The 20,383-nt window shown below is 63.8% G+C and carries 18 protein-coding genes and 1 pseudogene; 9 read left to right on the top strand and 10 right to left on the bottom strand.

Features of this window, described 5'->3' with window-relative positions:
• Positions 1-36 precede the first annotated feature (36 nt).
• From ychF to E3227_RS11275, 5 genes are all read left to right on the top strand, one after another.
• A complete protein-coding gene (gene ychF / locus E3227_RS11295) occupies positions 37-1,140 on the top strand; it encodes a redox-regulated ATPase YchF (RefSeq protein ID WP_144318538.1) in 1,104 nt (367 codons plus the stop codon).
• Positions 1,137-2,687: a type I restriction-modification system subunit M gene (locus E3227_RS11290; RefSeq protein ID WP_144318537.1), complete on the top strand. Its 1,551-nt coding sequence runs from the start codon at positions 1,137-1,139 to the stop codon at positions 2,685-2,687. Before ychF ends, E3227_RS11290 begins: the two co-directional genes overlap by 4 nt.
• Entirely contained in the window at positions 2,684-3,922 is a 1,239-nt protein-coding gene (locus tag E3227_RS11285; RefSeq protein WP_144318536.1) for a restriction endonuclease subunit S, read from the top strand. Before E3227_RS11290 ends, E3227_RS11285 begins: the two co-directional genes overlap by 4 nt.
• Positions 3,919-7,251, top strand: a complete 3,333-nt coding sequence (locus tag E3227_RS11280) for a type I restriction endonuclease subunit R (protein ID WP_144318535.1) — start codon at positions 3,919-3,921, stop codon at positions 7,249-7,251. The genes E3227_RS11285 and E3227_RS11280 overlap by 4 nt, the downstream gene beginning before the upstream one ends.
• An 85-nt stretch (positions 7,252-7,336) precedes the next feature.
• The gene (locus tag E3227_RS11275) at positions 7,337-8,461 is read left to right on the top strand and encodes a hypothetical protein (protein ID WP_068106041.1); all 1,125 of its coding nucleotides are present in this window, start codon (positions 7,337-7,339) and stop codon (positions 8,459-8,461) included.
• Between the two features lie 119 nt (positions 8,462-8,580).
• Here the strand turns inward: E3227_RS11275 and E3227_RS11270 are convergent, their stop codons facing one another.
• Positions 8,581-9,006, bottom strand: coding sequence for a hypothetical protein (locus E3227_RS11270; RefSeq protein ID WP_144318534.1), 426 nt, complete (start codon positions 9,004-9,006; stop codon positions 8,581-8,583).
• Between the two features lie 118 nt (positions 9,007-9,124).
• On the opposite strand from E3227_RS11270, the gene E3227_RS11265 reads away from it, so the two are divergent.
• The 3 genes from E3227_RS11265 (at position 9,125) to E3227_RS11255 (ending at position 11,591) form a co-directional block, all read left to right on the top strand.
• Positions 9,125-10,681: a recombinase family protein gene (locus E3227_RS11265; protein ID WP_144318533.1), complete on the top strand. Its 1,557-nt coding sequence runs from the start codon at positions 9,125-9,127 to the stop codon at positions 10,679-10,681.
• A gap of 137 nt (positions 10,682-10,818) precedes the next feature.
• Entirely contained in the window at positions 10,819-11,373 is a 555-nt protein-coding gene (locus E3227_RS11260) for an antirestriction protein ArdA (protein ID WP_144318532.1), read from the top strand.
• An 11-nt stretch (positions 11,374-11,384) separates the two neighbouring features.
• On the top strand, positions 11,385-11,591 hold the full coding sequence (locus E3227_RS11255; RefSeq protein WP_211346231.1) for a hypothetical protein: 207 nt from the start codon (positions 11,385-11,387) through the stop codon (positions 11,589-11,591).
• Positions 11,592-11,639: 48 nt separating this feature from the next.
• On the opposite strand, the gene E3227_RS11250 is transcribed toward E3227_RS11255, so the two are convergent.
• Positions 11,640-12,584 (bottom strand): hypothetical protein, encoded by a 945-nt coding sequence (locus tag E3227_RS11250; RefSeq protein ID WP_144318530.1) that lies wholly within the window; start codon positions 12,582-12,584, stop codon positions 11,640-11,642.
• Here E3227_RS11250 and E3227_RS11785 point away from each other — a divergent pair.
• Positions 12,583-12,789 (top strand): hypothetical protein, encoded by a 207-nt coding sequence (locus tag E3227_RS11785; RefSeq protein WP_246062697.1) that lies wholly within the window; start codon positions 12,583-12,585, stop codon positions 12,787-12,789. The genes E3227_RS11250 and E3227_RS11785 overlap by 2 nt on opposite strands.
• A gap of 183 nt (positions 12,790-12,972) precedes the next feature.
• Here the strand turns inward: E3227_RS11785 and E3227_RS11965 are convergent.
• The 8 genes and pseudogenes from E3227_RS11965 to arfB form a co-directional block, all read right to left on the bottom strand.
• Positions 12,973-13,272 (bottom strand): annotated as a pseudogene (locus E3227_RS11965) (relaxase/mobilization nuclease domain-containing protein); the annotation flags it as partial.
• A 131-nt stretch (positions 13,273-13,403) separates the two neighbouring features.
• Positions 13,404-13,961, bottom strand: coding sequence for a plasmid mobilization protein (locus tag E3227_RS11240; RefSeq protein WP_211346230.1), 558 nt, complete (start codon positions 13,959-13,961; stop codon positions 13,404-13,406).
• 110 nt (positions 13,962-14,071) lie between these two features.
• Positions 14,072-14,395, bottom strand: a complete 324-nt coding sequence (locus E3227_RS11235; RefSeq protein WP_144318529.1) for a hypothetical protein — start codon at positions 14,393-14,395, stop codon at positions 14,072-14,074.
• Positions 14,396-14,412: 17 nt separating this feature from the next.
• Positions 14,413-14,718: a DCL family protein gene (locus E3227_RS11230; protein ID WP_144318528.1), complete on the bottom strand. Its 306-nt coding sequence runs from the start codon at positions 14,716-14,718 to the stop codon at positions 14,413-14,415.
• A 10-nt stretch (positions 14,719-14,728) separates the two neighbouring features.
• Entirely contained in the window at positions 14,729-17,812 is a 3,084-nt protein-coding gene (locus E3227_RS11225; RefSeq protein ID WP_211346229.1) for a DNA-directed DNA polymerase, read from the bottom strand.
• Positions 17,809-18,105 carry an excisionase family DNA-binding protein gene (locus tag E3227_RS11220; protein WP_144318527.1) on the bottom strand — a complete coding sequence of 99 codons (297 nt, stop codon included), beginning with the start codon at positions 18,103-18,105 and terminating at the stop codon, positions 17,809-17,811. Before E3227_RS11220 ends, E3227_RS11225 begins: the two co-directional genes overlap by 4 nt.
• A gap of 711 nt (positions 18,106-18,816) precedes the next feature.
• The gene (locus E3227_RS11215) at positions 18,817-19,632 is read right to left on the bottom strand and encodes a hypothetical protein (RefSeq protein ID WP_144318526.1); all 816 of its coding nucleotides are present in this window, start codon (positions 19,630-19,632) and stop codon (positions 18,817-18,819) included.
• A gap of 150 nt (positions 19,633-19,782) precedes the next feature.
• The gene (gene arfB, locus E3227_RS11210; RefSeq protein WP_092151999.1) at positions 19,783-20,226 is read right to left on the bottom strand and encodes an alternative ribosome rescue aminoacyl-tRNA hydrolase ArfB; all 444 of its coding nucleotides are present in this window, start codon (positions 20,224-20,226) and stop codon (positions 19,783-19,785) included.
• Positions 20,227-20,383: the final 157 nt, after the last annotated feature.

The following is a 20,383-nucleotide window of genomic DNA, read 5'->3' as shown; positions in this document are numbered from 1 at the left end:
GGGTGCGCGCGCACGCGTGGGATAGGATGAGACTCCGTGAGCCTTACTCTTGGAATCGTCGGACTGCCTAACGTGGGCAAGTCCACCCTGTTCAATGCCCTAACGCGTAACGACGTCCTCGCGGCGAACTACCCGTTCGCCACGATAGAGCCCAACGTCGGCCTGGTCGAGCTGCCGGACGAGCGGCTGACGCGCTTGGCGGAGATCTTCTCCTCCGAGCGCATCCTGCCGGCGACCGTGTCGTTCGTGGACATTGCCGGCATTGTCAAGGGCGCGTCCGAGGGTGAGGGCATGGGCAACGCCTTTTTGGCCAACATCCGTGAGGCCGACGCGATCTGCCAGGTGGTGCGCGCGTTTGCCGACGACAACGTGATCCACGTCGACGGCAAGGTCGACCCCGCCAACGACATCTCCGTGATCAACACGGAGCTGATCCTCGCGGATCTGCAGACCATTGAGAAGGCCCTGCCGCGCCTGGAGAAGGACGGCCGCAAGGACAAGGACGCCGCTGCGGCCGCCGCCGAGGCGAAGAAGGCCCAGGCCGTGCTCGAGGACGACCGGACGCTCTTCGCCGCCGCCAAGGCCGGCGAGATCGACCTGGCCCTGCTGCGGGACCTGCACCTGATGACGGCCAAGCCGTTCCTCTACGTGTTCAACTCCGACGAGGCCGTGCTCACGGACGAGGCGCGCAAGCAGGAGCTGCGCGATCTCGTCGCCCCCGCGGAGGCCGTCTTCCTCGACGCCCAGACCGAGACCGAGCTGCTCGAGCTTGACGACGACGACGCGGCCGAGCTCCTCGCCGCCGTCGGCCAGGACGAGCCGGGCCTGTCGACCCTGGCCCGGGCCGGGTTTGAGACCCTCGGCCTGCAGACCTACCTCACCGCCGGCCCGAAGGAGTCCCGCGCGTGGACCATCCGCCAGGGCGACACCGCGCCGAAGGCCGCGGGCGTGATCCACAGCGACTTTGAGAAGGGCTTTATCAAGGCAGAGATCGTCGCGTTCGACGACTTGGACGAGCTCGGCTCCATGGCGGAGGCGCGCGCCAAGGGTAAAGTGCGCATGGAGGGCAAGGACTACGTCATGGCCGACGGCGACGTGGTGGAGTTTAGGACGGGGCTTACGTCTGGGAGTAAGAAATGAAGACAACTGATCTTGCCAAGGTTCGCGCGACGCTGTGGAGCGCCGCGGACGAGTTGCGCGCGAACTCCAAGCTGACGCCTGTCCAGTATCGCGACCCAGTCCTCGGCTTGGTGTTCCTCGCGTACGCCGAGAACCGTTTCGAGACCGTCCGCGAAGAGGTTGAGGCCAACTCCAGCGCACGTAACCCCGCGACGGTCGCGGACTACAAGGCAAAATCGGTGCTGTACGTCCCCGCTGAGTCTCGGCTCTCCCACCTTGTCGATCTGCCCGAGGGTGCCGATGTCGGCAAAGCCACCGACGATGCGATCAATGCCATCGAGGCAGCCAACCCGGAGCTGAAGGACATCCTGCCGCGCGGGTACCGGAAGCTCGAGCGCTCGACCTTGATCGAGCTGCTTCGACTCTTCGCGCCGTTGCCCACCCAGCTCTCGGGTGACGCCTTCGGATTCATCTACGAGGACTTCCTGTCCAACTTCGCCGCGCAGGAAGGGAAGGGCGGCGGCGAGTACTTCACCCCGTACTCCATCGTCCGGCTCATCGTCGAGATCCTCGAGCCCTTCCAGGGGCGTGTGTTCGACCCTGCCTGCGGGTCGGGCGGCATGTTTGTCCAGTGTGCGAAGTTCGTCGAGCGCCACAACGAGTCGGCCAGCCGTCAACTCTCGATTCTCGGTGTTGAAAAGACCGACGACACCGTCCCGCTGGCCAAGATGAACCTGGCATTGCACGGGCTGTCCGGGGACATCCGGCAGGCCAACAGCTACTACGAGGACCCGCACAGCGCCGTGGGTGCCTTCGACTACGTGATGGCCAACCCGCCCTTCAACGTCGACAAGATCAAGAAGGACCAGCTCGCCGGTGACAGGCGGTTCCCGTTCGGCCTGCCCAGGGCCGACAACGGCAACTTCCTGTGGATCCAGCAGTTCTACGCTGCGCTGTCCCCGACCGGCCGTGCCGGCTTCGTCATGGCGAACTCCGCAGGCGACGCGGGCCACTCTGAGAAGGAGATCCGCAAGCAACTGATCGAGTCCGGCACCGTGGACGTGATGGTCGCGATTAGTTCCAACTTCTTCTATACCGTTACCCTGCCGGTGACATTGTGGTTCCTTGACAAGGCCAAGGTCGGCACCCCGCGCGAGGACACCGTATTGTTCCTCGACGCTCGCCACATCTTCCGGCAGATCGACCGCGCTCACCGTGACTTCACAGCCGATCAGATCGAGTTCCTAGCCAATGTGGTGCGGCTCTACCGTGGCGAGGACGTCGAGACCGTCGACGGCAGCGAAGCGCTGTTGGCCGAGAACTTCCCCGACGGGAAGTATGTCGACGTCGGAGGCCTGTGCAAGATCGCCACCCGCGCCGAAATCGAGGAACAGGGCTGGAGTCTCAACCCTGGCCGCTACACCGGTACCGCGGCGGTCGATGAGGTAGATGTCGACTTCATGGGAGACCTGCAGCGCCTGCACGAGGAGTTCACTGCGCTAAGTGTCGAGGCCGATCTGCTGCGATCCAAGGTCGATGCGGCCGTTCAAGGAATCCTCGAAGTATGAGCGGGTGGCGCGACACGACCATTGGGGGCCTCGGAAGGGTCGTCACGGGAAGCACACCTCCGTCCAAGCATCCAGATTGGTTCGGGGATGATTTGCCCTTCGTCACTCCAAGTGACATCACCTTTGGTAATCGACGCCCGCGACCTGAGCGCTGGCTCTCCCAGTCAGGCCGTGACGGCCTCAGGACCCGCGTCGTTCCACCCGGATCAGCAGCGTTCGTGTGCATCGGAGCGACGATCGGCAAGGTGTGTCTGGTCGAGACCGAGGCCATTACCAATCAGCAGATCAACACGGTCATTCCAGGCCCACATACCGACAGTCGCTTCTTGTATTCCCTTCTACGTCACCTTGCGCCGACCGTCACTCAAGGGGCGAGCGGGGCCGCTACACCGATCATCAATAAGTCGGCGTTCTCGGCGATACCGGTCCGGACTCCCGATCTCGAAACACAGGTGCGGATCGGTGAAGTCCTCGGCGCGCTTGACGACCTGATCGAGAACAATCGGCGGCGGGTGGAGGTGCTGGAGGAGATGGCGCGGGCCATCTACCGTGAGTGGTTCGTGAAGTTCCGTTACCCCGGCCACGAGGACGTGCCCATGGTCGACTCGGCCCTCGGCCTGATACCCGAGGGGTGGCAGGTCGGAGAGCTTAATGACCTCGTCCAGCTAATTAGAGACACCGTTGACCCTGCCGCGATCGATGCCGAGACACCCGCAGTCGGGCTGGAGCATATACCGCGTAAGCAGATCACCCTCGATTCATGGGGTACCGCAGGTGATCAGGGGAGTCGGAAGGGCGTCTTCGAGAAGGGAGACGTTTTGTTCGGCAAGATTCGGCCGTACTTCCACAAGGTCAGCGTCGCGCCAATCGACGGCATCTGCTCCACGGATGCCATCGTGCTACGACCAGCTTCGGAACACTGGGGGCAGGCAGTCTTCGTGCTGTCCAGCGGCGAGCTCGTCGCTCATGCGACCGCAACGTCCAACGGCACGAAAATGCCTCGGGCCGATTGGAAGGTGCTCGGCCGGTGGCCCGTTGCGCTGCCGCCGTCTGCGATCGCTGGGCAATTCACCGAGATCGCTCGGGATCAGCTCGAAATGGCCGAGGCGCTGATGTTCGAGAATGCGCGGCTCACCAATCTGCGCGACCTGCTGCTGCCAAAGCTGGTGACGGGCAAAATTGACGTAACCTCGCTTGACTTGGACGCGGCTGTAGCGGAACAGGTGGCGGAATGACTCCCACGGGCCCGGAGTACTGGTACGTCGAGAAGCCGAGCATCGAGCTTCTGGTGGAGCTCGGCTGGACTCCAGTCGACGCCTTCCAGGAGATCCTGGGACCCGGGGGCAGCCTGGGGCGCGACTCCCAACGCGATGCCGTGCTCGTTCACCGGCTGCGGCTTGCTATGCGCAAGCTCAACCCCGAGTATGTGCCCGATACCTCGATCGATGAGGCCGTTGAGGTCCTCACCAAGGACCGATCGGCCATGGACCGCGTCCGCGCCAATCGGGAAGTCTATGATCTGCTGCGTGACGGCTATCTGGCCGAGTGGGTTGACGACCAGGGCGTGAAGCAGATGGAGACCTTACGGTTCCTCGACTTCAAGGATTCATCGAACAATGACTTGCTGGCGGTGCAGCAGATGTGGGTCAAGGGCAACCTGCACAGCCGGCGGCTGGATCTGGCGCTGTTCGTCAACGGGGTACCGCTAGTGCTGATGGAGTTCAAGGAGCCCAACGAGTCGGTCAAGGCGGCCTACGACAACAACTTGACCGACTACCGCGACACCATCCCGCAGCTATTCATCCCTAACTGCTTCGTGTTGCTGTCCAATGGAAGCCAGGCGAAGGTCGGGTCAACTTACGCGCCGTGGGAGTTCTTCAACGACTGGAAGGTCATCGACGCCCACGGCACCCGCGGTGCGGTCGCCCTGGAGACTGCGCTTCGAGGTACCTGCGACCCGTCCGTTCTGCTAGACCTACTAGAGAACTTCGTCGCGTACATGGAGCGGCCCGGTGGCCTGATCAAGGTTCTCGCGCGATCCCACCAGTTCCTCGGAGTCAACGCCGCGATCGAGAACCTGCACCGGGCGCGTGCTGAGCAGGACAAGCGCCTGGGAGTCTTCTGGCATACCCAGGGCTCGGGCAAGTCGCTGTCGATGCTGTGGTTCAGCCAGAAGGTGCTGCGACGGGTGCCGGGCAGGTGGACGTTTGTCATGGTCACCGACCGCACCGAGCTCGACACTCAGCTCCACGGGGAGTTCGCCGACGCCGGGGCGATCTCGCCCGAGGCCAGGGTGCACGCAGACTCCGTGGCGCACCTGCGTGAGCTGCTGGCGGCTGACCACCGGTACGTGTTCACGTTGATCCACAAGTTCCAGCCGTCGAAGGCGTTGGGGGAGCGGCAGATGCCGGTTCTCTCAACCCGTTCGGATGTCATCGTCATCACCGACGAGGCGCACCGAAGCCAGTACGACACACTCGCCCTGAACATGCGCACTGCGCTACCGAACGCCTCGATGATGGGCTTCACCGGCACACCGCTGATTGTCGGTGAGGAGCAGGCCACGCGCGAGCAGTTCGGTGACTACGTCAGCGTCTACAGCTTCCGCGACGCGATCGAGGACGGCGCGACGGTCCCGTTGTACTACGAGAACCGCATTCCCGAGCTGCAGCTGGTCAACGAGAATTTCTCCGAGGAACTCAACGAACTCCTCGAGGAGGCCGAGCTCGACGAGGACGCCGAGGGCCAGCTCGCTCGGGCGTTCGGTACGCAATACACGCTGCTGACACGTCCTGAGCGCCTGAAGACGATCGCCAAGGACCTCGTGACCCACTTCGTCGGCCGGGGCTTCACCGGCAAGGCGATGTACGTCGGGCTCGACAAGGCCGCAGCCGTGCGGATGTACAACCTCGTCCGAGAAGCCTGGACCGAGCATCTGGCTGACCTGAAGGCGGAGCATGACGCGTTGCCAGAGCTCGAGCGTCCGTGGCTGGCATCGCGGATCGAGCTCATGGAGACCACCGACATGGCGGTCGTGGTCTCGCAGAGCCAGAACGAGCTGAAGATGCTTGACGAACAGGGCCTCGACATCCGACCGCACCGCGAGCGGATGATCCGCGAGGACCTGGCCGAGAAGTTTAAGGACGCCCAGGACCCGCTGCGGCTCGTGTTCGTCTGCGCGATGTGGATGACCGGCTTCGACGCGCCCAGTGTCTCGACGGTCTACCTCGACCGGCCGATGCGTAATCATACGTTGATGCAGACGATCGCCAGGGCCAACCGGGTCTTCCCGGAGAAGGACAACGGGTTGATCGTCGACTACGTCGGTGTCTTCCGGAACCTGGAGAAGGCGTTGGCGATCTACGGGGCCGCGAACGCCGGCGACTCACCGATCGAAATCATCGACGCCCTCGCCGCCGAGCTGGACGCTGCCGTGGCCGACCTGTTCGCCTTCTGCACCGGCGTCGGAGTCGACCTTGCTGCGATGCGCGACGCCGAAGGATTCGACCACGTCGCCAAGCGCGACGCAGCTGTCGAGGCGCTACTCGTCGACGAGGGCACACGCACCGACTTCCAGCAGAAGGCACGCCAGGTGCGGAAGCTCTTCAAGGCCCTCCTGCCCGACCCCAAGGCTGCTGCGCAGCAACGCAACGTCGCAGCGATCAGGGTGCTCGCCGAGCGCATCGCGGAGGTCACACGGCCGGCCGAGGCGGACCTCGGTTCGGTCACGGATGCGGTGGACGCACTGCTCGACCGCTCCGTAGGTGCCGAGGAATATGTCATCCGAGCCGCTGCCGAGGGGACCAAACCCGATCCGCTCATTGACCTGTCACAGATCGACTTCGAAGGTCTGTCGGCCAAGCTCGCTGGTCGCAAGCGAGCCGAGACGGACCGACTGGCGCAACTGCTACGCCAACAGGCCATCGCCTCGGCGACGCGCAACCCCACCCGGTACGAACTCGTCGAGCGGATCGAGCAGCTGATCGACGACTACAACTCCGGCAGCGTGAACATCGACGAGTACCTGCGGCGCTTGATCGAGCTGTCGCAGAACCTGACCGAGGAGGAAGAACGGTCGGCTCGTGAGGGAATGACCGAGGAAGAGCTAGCGATCTTTGACCTGCTGACCCAGCCCGATCCGGTGCTCACCGACGACGAGCGCGACACGGTGAAGGCCAGCGCAAAGAAGTTGCTGGAACATCTCCATGACAAACTAGTCCAAGACTGGCGACGCAAGGTCGACGTGATGAATGACGTCGATAGCACGATCCGACGAGTCCTGGACCAAGAGCTGCCCGAGACTCCCTACACGCTCGACATCTTCTCCTCGAAGGTGCGGCTTGTCTTTGATCATGTCCTCACCGCCTACGGCGACGACGGAGAGAGCGCATACACCCCGCGGATCGACTTCCAGTGGCCCGCGCAGTCGGTGGAGTACGACGGCCCAGACGGGCCTCTTGATGTGGACAAGATCGCCGACGACGTCGTCGCCCGCATCCACGACGACCCGATCTTCGCCGCCCACGTTGCTGCACAGTTGGGTGCTACTGACTCAGCGACTTGAAGTGCGCAAGGGTTTCTGAGAGTGCTGACAACGGCCTCGATGATGCAGCATTTGTTTGCGCGAGCGCGGCAACGAGGAGAGTGCCATGACACGCGACGACGATGATCGAGAGGACGATCTCAAGCCTGCCCAAGAGAGGGAGCGCAACTCGGAGAGCGAGCAAGACCGAGACTCTGCTGCGGACGTCGGGGCGAGGCTTCGACTGCCGCCAAGGTTCGCGCAGTATTTGATGCCCAGCATGGATGCCGCAGTCGCGAAGATGCTCGCTCCTATCCGAGAGCAGATGAAGTCGGCGCTGCCGGACTACGACGCGCTGGTGAAGAATGCGCTCGAACCGTATAGCGAGCGGATCCAGTCGCAGGTGGCGTCAATCGTGGTGAGCGTACCGACGTTCACGGCTCCGATGATCGACTTCCCGGCGCTGAAGGGCGTCGGAGTCAGCCCATCGATCGAGTCGATGCTCAAGCAAATCGCGAGCCAGCAGTCCGCGATGCTAGATGGGCTGCGCGGCTCCCTGAAGCCGCTCTTCGACCCGGAGATACTGAGCGGGTTCAACCGTGCGCTCCTCCCGCCTAATCTGAGGAGCCATGCAGGGGAGGTCCAGGCCCATCAAGTGCATGAGTTCCTCGAGCAAGAGGGCATCCCGCTCTACCTGGTGCCGCGCGGCCGCACAGCGCTCCGCCTGCTCCGGGCACAGGACCGCTCGGGCCGTCGGCGGGTGCTGGGCGACTGTTACGAGTCGATCACCGACGACTGCGCTACCGTTCTTGAGCAGGCGAACCGCGACGTAGTCGGCGACGAGCTGAAGTTCGTACTCGACGGGCTCGGCGCGATGCGTTCTGGACACTTCCGCTCGGCCCAGGCGATGTTCACCGTCACGCTCGACACGCTCATCTACCGCTTCTACCCCGACCAGGCCGCCCGACGCCTCATCACGAATCGGAAGAAGGGCGCGGACGTGCCGGGCGCCATCGACGAGATGGGTGTCCACGAGGCGATGGTCTGGCTGCCGATCTGGAACGCCCACGAGCAGTTCTGGAAGCACAAGGGCGACAAGGTGCCGAACTACTACTCGCGCCATGCGAGCGTGCATGGCGTCTCCTCGCGTCAGTTCAGTAAGCGCAACTGCATCCAGGTTCTCATGCTGATCACCAGTCTCATCGGCTACGCCGACCGGCTCATGTCGTCGGCTGGGCGTGCCAGAGCTTGATTGCGTCGTCGCCGTCGGAGTAGAGGGCTCCGCTGCCTTTGCCCGTTGCGCGCTCGACGAGCTCCTCTACCCCTCACACCGCTTCGACAGCGAAATAGGCCCTGACGTGGACCTGCGCCCTAGAGAGTGGGGGCGCTCGTGGCTTGGTCGGGGGTCCAGCTCGAGTTCGAGTTTCCTGCCGCGATCTCTTTCGCTCGGTGGTAGAGGGCGCCCGCGTATGTGTCGACCGTTGCCGCCCATGCATGCTGGATGATATCGCGGACATCCGTAGTCTCTCCGCCCTCCGGCAACGTAAACGTCAAGACGCGCTTGAAATCATTGTTGGCGTCGATGTTTGTATCGATGTTAGGCAGCCGGCCATCGAGTTGAAGAGTGTTGAGTAGTTTCTTGAATTCGGGGTCAATCCACATCTCACACAGTGACGCTGACTCTGTGAACCGGGCGCGGTCGGTCTCGGCGAATCCCTGAACGAGCGTCCTAAGCTCGGGGTGGACTCGGCTTGCGTGCTCGGCAAGGTCGGGGAAGCTGAGCGTCAGCTGCGGCATGGTTGTCTCCTGGGGCATCTTGTGCGTTTGGTCAGATGGCGCAACTCTACCACTATGCGCACTGATGGTGACATCATCAGTTGCGTACGGAGCTTACGTCATAGGGTAGTCTGGGTACATGAACGAGCGTTCCACCGCGCCCCGCAAGGCAGCCATTTACCTCCGAATCTCACAGGATCGCGAGATGGACGGGCTCGCTATCGACCGCCAGCGCGAGGACTGCGAGAACCTTGCACGATTCCGGCGCTGGGAGGTCGTCGAGACCTACGTGGACCAGTCGAAGAGCGCCACCGACAGGAGCGCCATCCGCCCGGACTACGACCGCATGGTCGCCGACTATTTGCTCGGACGGTTCGACGCGATCATCTGCTACGACCTCGACAGGCTCACCCGGCAGCCCCGACAGCTGGAGGACTGGATCGACGCCGCCGAGCTGCGCGGCCTCGCCCTCGTCACGGCCAATGGCGACGCGGACCTTTCGACCGACGGCGGTCGGATGTATGCCCGCATCAAGGCGGCTGTGGCGCGGGCCGAGATGGAACGCAAGAGTGCCCGTCAGTCCGCAGCCCAGCGTCAGCGCGCCATGCAGGGGCGTGCTCCGAAGGGCATGCGCCCACTCGGCTACGCCGTAGACGGCGAAGTGATCCCCCACGAGGCTGAGGCCGTGAGGGCGATCTACGACCTGTTCACCAGGATCGAGCACCCCGAGTCGCTGCGATCGCTCGCCCGGGCTCTCAGTGGCACCGAGCAGATCGATGGGATCACACCACTGCCCAAGCACACGCACACCGTGAGCGTCGAGCGCGCCACCGCCCGCGCGCAGCAGGGCCTCGAACCTAGGTCGATCGTCGAGGACGGTCCGTGGTCTCCCTCGACCGTGCTGGGCATCCTGCGGAACCCTCGTTACGCGGCGCTGAGCACGTACACCCCGAAGTTTTCCCAGGCGGATGGGAAGCGGCGCCGGATGTGGAAGGCACAGATCCTCCGAGACGACGCCGGTGAGCCGATCCGAGGGCAGTGGGAGCAGATCGTTGACGACGAGACCTGGTGGAAGGCACAGCAAGTCCTCGACGACACGGAGCGGGTGACGAACACATCCGGCTCGACCAAGCGCAAGCACCTCGGCAGCGGGCTCTACCGGTGCGGATACGTCAATGAGGACACCGGCGAGACGTGTGGGAAGAAGGTTACCGGGGCGCCGCGCGGGTACAAGTGCGCGGGCCACATCGTCCGCTCGGGCGCCGCCATCGACGACTTCGTCACCACGGTCATCGCCAAGCGTCTTGCGCGCAAGGACGCGAGGGTGATGGTCGAGGTCGCGGACGGTGGGCCGCATGCGGCCGGCATCGACTCGGCGATCAGCGACCAGAGAGCGCGCATTCTGCGCGCCGAGGCCGACTACGACGCCGAGATCATTGAGGCACGCGACCTCAAGCGCGTACGGGACGCTGCAGAAGCGCGTATCCAGGAGCTGGAGGCCGAAAGGCTGATGCAAAGCCGTGCGGGCGCGCTGTCGCCGATCCTGGGCGTCGATGACCCTGCCGCAGCATTCCGGGAAGCGTCACTTGACCTCCGCCGTCAGACCATCGACGCCCTCGCCACGATCACGCTTCTCCCACAGCCGCGCGGGCGCAAGGGGTTCAGGACAGAATCCGTCGTCGTCGACTGGAGGTAGACCACCTGGTTGGGTAGCCACGCGGAGCGTGGCCGGGAGACCTCTTGAGAGCGGCGACGTGGCGTAAGCGCGTCGATTCACCGAGCACGACTGCCTGTCGCGCCCGCCGCTCTCCTCGACCACAGAGGAGACCCGCCATGACCACCCGAACTAACACCGACACCACGCCCCGAGCCTGGATCGGCTGCCTCGCCTGCTACAACAATGCTCGTCTCGTCGGCGAATGGTTCGACGCCGAGGCCGCCGACGAGGTCACCCTTGCTGACGTCCACGGCGGCGCTCATCGCGTGCGCCCTGGATGCGAAGAGCTGTGGGCCATGGATCACGAGAACATCCCCGCCTCGGGCGAAATGAGCCCGGCGGAAGCCGCCGAGTGGGCGCGCGTCCTCCTCGCCGTCCCCGAACACCAGCGCGAGGCCCTGTTCGCTTGGGTGACCTCCGGAAGCTACGTCTCAGAAGGCACCGGAGACCTGCCGTCTGTTCCCGACTTCGAGGAGCGGTTCTGCGGCACGTGGGGCAGCTTCCGAGACTACGCCGAGACTCTCGCCGAGGAGATCGGCCTCATCCCGAAGGACGCGCCGGAGGAACTTGCGCGCTACTTCAACTGGGATGCCTGGACCCGCGACCTCGAACACGACTACACGGTGGTCCGCGCCGACGCGATCTCCGTGTACGTCTTCCGGGACCTGTGAAGAAAACGATCATGAGTGCTGAGTCCAACGCCTACAGCCACGCCGAATCGTTTCGCTGGTGGGTCGGCAACCCCGAGATGAGCGATGAGGAGGCTCACCTCCACGACCTGCTCGCCCTGCACAAGGCAACCGTCGAGCTGATCCGCCAGCAGCGCGACCTTCTCGGGTATTACGACACCGATGCCGAGCTATTCGGCGATGACCCCGACGTCGACTGAGTTCAGAGTGCCCGTAGCTTCGGCTACGGGCACTCACTCTTCTTCCGACTACCAGCCCCTATAGCTCTCGTACAGCTTCTTTCCGAGCCACCAGAGCAGCCAGCCGAATAGAGCGCATCCGCCCAGGGCGGCGAGGGCAATGAGGGCCTTCGCCCACCAGGCACTCGCGGCGGCGAACGAGTCCCAGGCCCATCCGAGCAGCGGTCCGAGGCCGAGCATCTGCGTGATCCCGCCAACCATCCCCGTGAGCATCACGAACGCGACGGTGAACGGGAGGAGGGCAAGGCACATACGACCGACCGTCGCCCAGGTGACCTTCGCCGAGAGCCGCTCGACTCGCTGCTCGGCCCGTCCGACAGCGCTGACCACTTCGCGGGCCCGGTCGGTCACCTCGGCGAGCTTCTCGGTGCCGAGCCTGACCGCCCGCTCTTCGAGCCCCTCGACGGTCTTCTCGACCCTCTGGACGGGAACCTCGACGGCCTTTGCAAGTCGGTCATCGAGTACCTTCACAGCGTGCTCGGTGAGCCTGTCCGTGTCGATACGGACGTGGCCGCGCTTGCGCACGGCCTCGGCGAGGTCAGCCGAGGCCGAAGTCATCATCTTCAGCTCCCCGATGATCTTCGCCGCCATCGAGTACGCGGCCAGGTCCGCCCGGGTCACCGAGGAGCCGTCGGGCAGCTTCACGACTTCGCTGCCGCTCAGCTGCTGCGCGACGGCGCTCAGCGTCTTCTCGATCTCGTTCAGCCGCTTCCTCGTCTCGGCGTCGAGCGGCAGCGTGGAGGGAAGCTCGTGCTGCCGCGAGGTCGACAGGCGATCCAGCCGCGTCATCTGCTCCTCGTCCATCACCTTCACGTACTCGGTCAGGTCGGCGACGGTCTTCGTCAGCTGCGCGATCTGCTGCATGTCGGCGTCGTGCTGTGAGACCAAGTTCTCCAGGAGCTCCGTAGTCTTCTGCTGCTCGTCGGCCTGCTTGATCCTGTCCAGCGCTCCCATGAGCCTGTCCCTTCTGTGCGTGATAGTCGAAGATCTCTTGAGCACCTTCGGCGGTGAATTCGGGTGTCAGCGCCGAGGCCTTCTTCCGTCCGAGCTTCCCGTTGTCATCCCGGCGCATCTTGTAACTCCAGCCGTCGCGGTTCGTCACCGCGAGCGTGACCCCGCGCTCGGCGAGGACGTGCTCGAACGCCTCGCGATTCGTTGATCGCGAGTCGGTCAGTGCGTCATAGACCTTGTCCCCGAGGGCCTGCTCGAATCCGCCCGGCGCGAAGTCCTCGCGCCGCAGCTCCCAGTCGGGCTTCGGCTCCGCGGGATCGGGGAGCACCCGCAGGCCCTCGTCTGCCATCAGCTCGTCGTTCAGCTGGCGCAGTCCGTGCTTCCACGACGTGTACCGCTGGAGGCTCTTACCGGTGAGGTTGTCGTGGTTGATGACCAGGATGTGTGCATGCCCGTGACCTCCGGCGGAATCAGAGTGCACCGCGACCATGTAGTCAGCGCTGTGCATGCGCTCCGCGAGTTCGACAGCCACGTCCCGGATGCGCTCAAGGTCGGCCTGCGAGGTCACGTCGAACTCGTCAGGGTGGAACGCCAGAACGTAGCTCTGAAGTTGGTTCGCCCGACCGTGAGCAGCGGCGTGCGCCTCGGCACACGCGATGAACTCCGACGGGGTCGTCCCGCCATCGACCATGGACATCGCATATGCGGCTGCACGTGTCGATCCGACCTTGAGGAGCTCCTTTCGCACCTCAGGGTCACGCCCGTAGAGGATGTATCCCACGGCTCCTGCAGCGTTGGTCGAGGGGCGGACGTTGACGGTGCTCATACCCGTGTCCGATCGCCGAGCGAGGCGCGCACCTCGTCCACCGCGGCCTTCACCGCGTGAAGGAGACTGTCATCGACGGCAGCACCCTTGCGGAGCGCCTGGTTCAGGTTCACACCAGCTCGACGCAGCTGCTCTACTGCTGGAGCAAGAGACGTGGGCGCCGCCTCCTTCACTCCCGCGTTGTTCTCCAGCTGATCGACCTTCGAGGACCTCGAGTCCAGCGCGTCGAGCATGACGGCACGAGCCCATGCGCTCGGCTTGACGCTGAGCACTTGGGCGCGGCGGCGGATCGCATCGCGATCAGCCACCGTCAGCCGGACGTCGAGAGAGACCTCCCGACGACGGCTGTTCCGAGGCTCCACCGGAGCCTCGGCCGACCCTGCCCTCTGCGCAGCACCACGACCGGTGTTCACCTGGGAGTCGTGGTGCTGCTCCGCTGACAGAGCCGGGTCTTCCGCACACCCCTCCGAGCGATCCCGACCAGCGCTGCTTGGGGAGTCGGGCTCGCTCTCCGGGGCGTACGGAAGACGGCCAGCAGGGTTCTTGTCGGACACTCGGCTAGCGCCTCGGTTCTCCAAGAACCGCTGGCCCTCGTCCTCGGTCGCTGCGCTCCCTGCGGGCGAGGGGGTCCCGGGACGCTGACGCAAGTCCCGGATCGGAGTCGTCAGCCGTTCCACGGTGCCGCCTCCTCATGCTCGGGATCGACGGACTGCGAGGCAGTCCCGTCGTTCGCCGACCCCGAAGACGATGCCGCCTTCTTCGCACGCCTCGACCTCTTCGCCTTCTCTGCCTCCAAGGTATCGGCCGCCTCCTCGGAGAGCCGGTCGTAGAGATCGGGGCTTTGGTCGCGCAGCAGATTGATGACCTTCTCGTCGATGCGACGCTGCTCGGCAGCGGCAGCACGCTTGAGCTTGGCGATGCGCTCGGACGCTCGGCGGCGCTCCTGATCGATCAGCTCGTCGAGATTGGTCGTGGTCTTGTTGCTCATGGTCAGTTCCTTTCGGTTCAGTGACCTTCCGGTCGCAAGTTGTTGATGCACTTCTTGATCGACCAGTTGTCGATCGACCCGTCCTCCCGAAAGACGAGAAAGTTCCTCGTGCCCCACTCAGGGATGAGGGCGACGGTGATCCAGCAGTCGCCAGCGCCGTGCTTGCGGTCGGCCTCTGGATGGTGGGCGAGGAGGTCACGGGCGAACGACTCATCGGAACCGCGCAGGACCTCCCCGAGCCCCGCTCGGTTCAGCACGGCACTGGCGTGGTTGGCGACTTTCTGCTTGGTGGCGAAGGCAAGTCCTCCGAGGCTGTAGCTCATCGTCACCACCTCACGAAGCGCCAGCAGAAGCCGACTCGTCAAAGGGGTCGATCGCCTGCATCCACTTGACGTAGGGGCGGATCGCCTCCAGGTCGATGTCGATCTGGCGCTCGGCCTTCGACCGGGCGTGCGACCAGAACCGCTCCTTCACGCGAGGCAGCCCGAATGCCTCGAACGCATCGAGCCTGTCTGCCAGAGGCCGTCCCGGATGGAGCCACGGGATGTCGATGATCTCCTGGCGGAAGGCGATCACGATGCCTTTGGCGATGTGCTCCAGCTGCGCTGCATGGGCGATCGAACCGTCCTCATCGAGCAGAGCGTCGAGCCGCGCAAAGTAGTCCTTCCACTGCTCGACAGTCCGTCGAACGGGGGAGCGAATCCACACGGGTTCGCCGAGGCCGTCGTCCCACTCCTTGAGGCCCTGGTCGACCGAACGCCCCAACGTGGCCTGCTCGGGAGAATCCCAGGGCACGGTGTGCACATGGGCGACCTCATGCTGGACGCCGTCGATGTCGATGACGTCGACCGACATCCCATCGGGGACGGGGCGGCGCTTTCGGTCGAACTCGATGGTCTGCTCCTTGTGGACCACGCGCGGCGCGAAGTCCAGCCGCTTGTCGATGCGGGTCAGTTCCTGAACCGAGGGAAAGACCTTCATCGTCACCGGAAGTGCGCCCTCACGACTCGCCATGAGCTCGTACATGAGGTCGCGGTCGGCCTGGCTGTCCTGCTCGATGCCCTCTGGAAGCTTGTAGCCACCGTGTGCCAGGACGCCGGCAGGCTGTCGGCTGAAGTTCGCCCGGGTAGTGATGTTGAGCAGGTCGGTCTGCTGGTGCTTGCGCTCCCACATCCCCTGCGAACCGGTCAGCGCGAGCCGGGACTCACGCCAGATCGGATCGAGCCCGAAAAGGTCGAGGCTGTCGACCACGTCCAGATCGGCATCCGTGATGAATCCGTCCGTAGTGCAGGACGGCGTGCTGTAGCCCAGGTTGTGAAGCTGGTTCAGCGTCGCAAGCAGAACCGCGCGCACGAGGCCGGTAGTCATGCACGCGTGCCAGGGTGAGGTGATCGCGGACCCGCCGACCGCATCACGTTCCTGCGCCCAGGCATCCCAGCCCCGCTGGCCCATAACTCCCTGCGCCAGCTTGCCGTAGGGAGAGTTCGCCATCAGCTTCAGGACGTTCTGCTCGAACGACTTCGCACCGAACTCCGCCTTGGCCCGCGCACGGTCATCGAGGAGCTGCTTGTACGCACCCCGGAGAAGCCGAGAGGGCTCACCATGCTCATCGGTGAGGACCCGTCCGAAGTGGCCGATCTGACAGGTCACAGTCGCGCCAAGCGTGAGGGCGAGCCAGACCTCGGGACCGGTTGCCCAGACCCCACGAGCACCACCGCTTGTGAGCGGATAGACCATCGACCCCTCGACCGGAACCGGCAACGAAGGGAACGCGACCGTGCTCGGGAACTCGAAGCTCACGAACCCGAGGAACGGCGTGAGTGGGGTCTTGAAGTCGGACAGCGTGAGGTCGGCGTTGTTCACCGTCTTCAGAATCACGCCATCGGGGTGCTGGTAGTCGACATCCCAAATCGTCGAACTGGACGTGGGGTAGCAGGACTGAAGATCGAAGTCACTGGTCACGCGCGCGAACAGCCCAAGCTCGGCAGACATGTTGTACCCGCCTCGAAAGCTCATCGCCGCAGCATGGATCCACGTCGCCGCAGCACCGTCGATCGGCTCCAGCGCCCGGACGCGGTAGAAGTCGAGCTGCTGCTCGTCTACACCGGCAGCACCCTCGCGGGTCTTCGTCACCTTGTGGAGTCCGCCGAAGACGGTATTGAAGTCGCGCCCCTCGCCCAGCTCGTCCTGGATAAGGCCCTTCACCGCCTTCGCCGCAGCAGTGGGCAAGGTCAACGGGACAGCACGGTGATCGCCGTATAGCTGGCTCACGTATTCCAGAGCGATCACGGCATCATTCGCCGCGTAGTCGAGGAACTCCGCAGGATGCACGTCGAAGTACTCGTCCATCCGGGTGATCCAGTCACCAGGAACATCCAGCTTCGGCGCCCCGATCGCCGCACCGAGTGCCTTGAGCGGCTCAGCACCGCTCTGCGCCATCGTGTCGCGGATCGAGACTTCCACCGGCAGCTTCCACCGCCAGTTCTCGCCGGAAAGCACCATGCGGGCGGGCTTGGTCGACACCATGCCCGCGCTGGCCGAGATCACCGTGCGGAGAATGTCCGGGGCGCGACCGTCCAGCCACCGGGCACGTCGACCGTCCCAACCCGCACGATCAGACAGCGTCTTCGACCGACCGGGATACGCCTGGTTCCAGACGTTGATCGCCTTCCGGCGGTCGACGAAAGTAGTCAGGTCGGCGTGCTGGTAGTGCGCGACCAAGGTGATCGGCAACGCCCTCGGCGTCCCCTCGGGACTGTGCTTGAACCACACCGAGGGGTGGGACTTGCCGTCGTCACCGATGGCAGACTGCGCCGAGACGCCCTTGTCAGTCCACCCAACTGCGAGCCTGTGCTCATGAAGACCCAGGCTCATGATCGCGATCTCAAGGCCCTTCTCGAAGGACAGTCGCGCCGTACGAGAGCCGCGCGGCCCCCTGTAGCTCCGGGGGATGACCACGCAGAGCCGGAGCTGGGAATCATCGAGAGGGTCAATCGCGGCGAACTGATAGGACACAATCTTCCGCACCATGTGCTCGTCCTCGCCGACCCATACGCGGTCGGCATCCATCAGATCGACAGTCACGAACTCGGTGTCGAAGCCGATGACGATGGAATCCTGATCCGTGGACATCGCGGCCACCGAGGGGTACTGCCCGAAGCCGGCAGCGCCGCGCGCGCCGCGTGCTATTGAACGAGTCAGGACCTCGAACTCGGCCGGGTGCTTCCGCGACGTCGCCGAGTCCGCCACCACTGTCCGAGACCAGCCCGCCGCATCGACCGGGTCGCGAGCATCGGCGGCGGCGGCGTCATGGGGCTGCTCCCCATACGGCGGTGCCGCCATTGCCGTTCTACCAGGGGTTTCAGTGGTGTCGCGCGTGAAGAAGAGGTCTTTCGTGCACGCGGGCCCGGCGCTCATGCCGCACCGCCCAAGATCGTACTGAGACGACGAGCCTGGGCATCACTCAGCGGGGGAGCGGAGGCAGCAAGCCGTTCTGCGGCAGCCTCGACCTCTTCGAAGGTCGCAGGCCTGACGGGAACCGCGAGTGCGTCGAGGTCGGTGCGCAGCACCTTGACGCGAGAACCGACCTTGACGGCGGGCAGCCGCCCGTCAGCGATGTACTTCCGAAGAGTGGAGTACGCGGCATAGCCCTCGGCGGCTGCCTGCCGGAGGGTGAGAAAAGTGGGTTGGACGTGGCGTGTCGAGGACACAGGGACTCCTAGGAGTCAATACCCGTGTACTCGTGGCCGCCTCTTGAGTCCCTCACCTACCGATGAGGGCGGCTGCGCTCTGGCCTCTGTCCTCGTCGCTGGAGCGCCAGGCCCGACGAGTGTGGTTCGCAATCGGCCGGTCTACCCGGGCGCGTCCATCTCGCTCGGAACCCGTGACTCTGGCCTCTGTCCTCGCGCCGGGAGTCACGCCGGTCTCGCGAGTGTGGGTCACCAGTGGCAGCCGGAGGAGCCCATCCCTTGGATCCGACACGCGACCCTGCCCTGTTATCCGAAGGTGGTGGGTCGCCCGCCAGTCCCTCTTGCCCCGGTGTGCTCGTGCCGGGGTCTTCAACTTTTCCGCCGGAGGAGCACCGCTCCGGTCGGGGTAGTAGTCGACGTTCGACTACACCACTAAGTATAGCAAGGTAGGGCGCGTGTTGGCAGTTGAGAGCGTAAAGTTCATGACGTTAGACGTAAGTGCCGTCCGTAACGTGGTCGAGTTCAAGTTTAACGTGTAGTTACGCGTCGGGGCTCGATGCCGTGCTTGGTCGCGCTCCGTCGGACCTCCATTTTAGATTGCGTTCTTTAATGCCTCGTCGGCGCAGCGTCTCCACGTCGTAACCGTTTTCGGCTTCGGTAACCCACCTGTCAATTTGCGCCTCGCTCACAGGTTGGCAAATAGCGAACTACGGGTTTTTGGGCTTCTCTGCTTCACCAATGGGCTAGCTGAATGCGGTACCCGACCAAACCCTCGTAACTTTCGTGACGTTTCGCCAAAATCACATAGTTGCTGGATGATTCCATGGCTGAGGTAACCTCTCGATACGCCGAATTGCGGGCTGTGAGGCGGAAAATCTTCCGCCCATCTGTCGAGGTAGCGATGATGTGTGGTTTAGCCGAAGAGCCTTTCGGGACAGGTAAATATTCTAAATTGGCGTCTTCGAACACCCATTTCGCTCTATCGCGGAGTTGCTCGTGATCGTCTTCGTCCCATTCGTTAAAAAGAATCGTTTGAGCGGTGCCAGGAATCCTTTTGTTCAGCTCATAGTTTTCAATGAGTCGGCGGGTCTTGGTCCAAGAATCGGGTAAGTGGATCGTGAGACCGCGTATGTTGCCGTGTTCGGGGAGCTTTTCCCCGACGGTCGCGTTTGCGAGGAGCCGGATCCCATCGGTGTAGGCGAATTTAGCATGCTCTTTGCCGAAGAAGATGACTCCTACGGGGTGGCCTCGATGGAGTAGGCAGACAGCGTCCGATTCTCGAGTATCGATTTCTGAGCCGGACTTCTTACTTTTCAAATAGGCTTCCCCAGCGAAGAACTCGACCTGGATGTCGTCTCCATATTTTGCTGAAGAGAAGGCGGAATCATCGTAGACGTAAAGAGTGAAACCGGACTCGTCGGGTAGCTCGAGAGTTTTTTCCAACGGTTTCTGTGGCCATGGCGCTAACCTGGCGTTTCCTCGGACGCTGTGTTTGGCCGGTTTCTCGGAAGTTTGTTTGTTGCCAAAAAGTCGTGCGAAAAATCCCATGATTAACCTAAATCTCGGAGCGAATCTCCGCTTCATCTTCGCACATAGATGTGTGGGATAGTAGGTTTCGTTACCCGATCATCGGTTATGGGGATGGTGGTCGCATCGGCTCGTTCTATGACTGCGTAGGCGGGGCAGCGTCGACCCGATCTACGGCAGCTGGGGCTTACGCCTCGTCGACTTCAACTCCGAGCGCCGCTTCTTCGCTTCGAGACGGCGCCGCACCGAGCCGCGCGTCGGCTTCGTTTTCCGCCGCGGGGGAGGCGGTGGGGCGAGCGCCTCGCGCAACAAGATGGCCATGCGTTCCCGCGCCTCGGCACGGTTGCGGACCTGCGACCGCTGCGTCGATGCGCTCACGGTGAGCACCGTGCCGTCCAGGCGGTGTTCGAGGTTGTGGAGGGCGCGGCGGCGTTGAGTGTCGGAAAGCGATGCGCATTCCGCGATGTCGATGGAGAGCTGCACCTTACTGTCGGTGGTGTTGACGCCCTGGCCGCCCGGGCCCGATGCCTTCGCGAACCACTCCGACAGGTCCGCCGCGGCGACGACGAGGCCGCCGGGGATCCCCGGGCCGGGCGCGATGGTCAAGTCCTGCATGCCGCCCATACTACGTTCTTGCGTCCTGCGTCAACCAACCCAGACCGCAGCCCAGTTGCAACGTAAGTCTCAGCGACCGACCTCCCGGTAAATCTCATCCATCGTGAACTTCCTACCGGAGTCAATCTCGACGGCTGAGCGAAGTTCCTGCAGATCT

Source organism: Corynebacterium sanguinis (assembly GCF_007641235.1).
In the GTDB taxonomy this organism is placed as follows: Bacteria; Actinomycetota; Actinomycetes; order Mycobacteriales; family Mycobacteriaceae; genus Corynebacterium; species Corynebacterium sanguinis.
The sequence above is the reverse complement of the archived record's forward strand: the minus strand, read 5'-3'. Positions and strand labels throughout refer to the sequence as shown.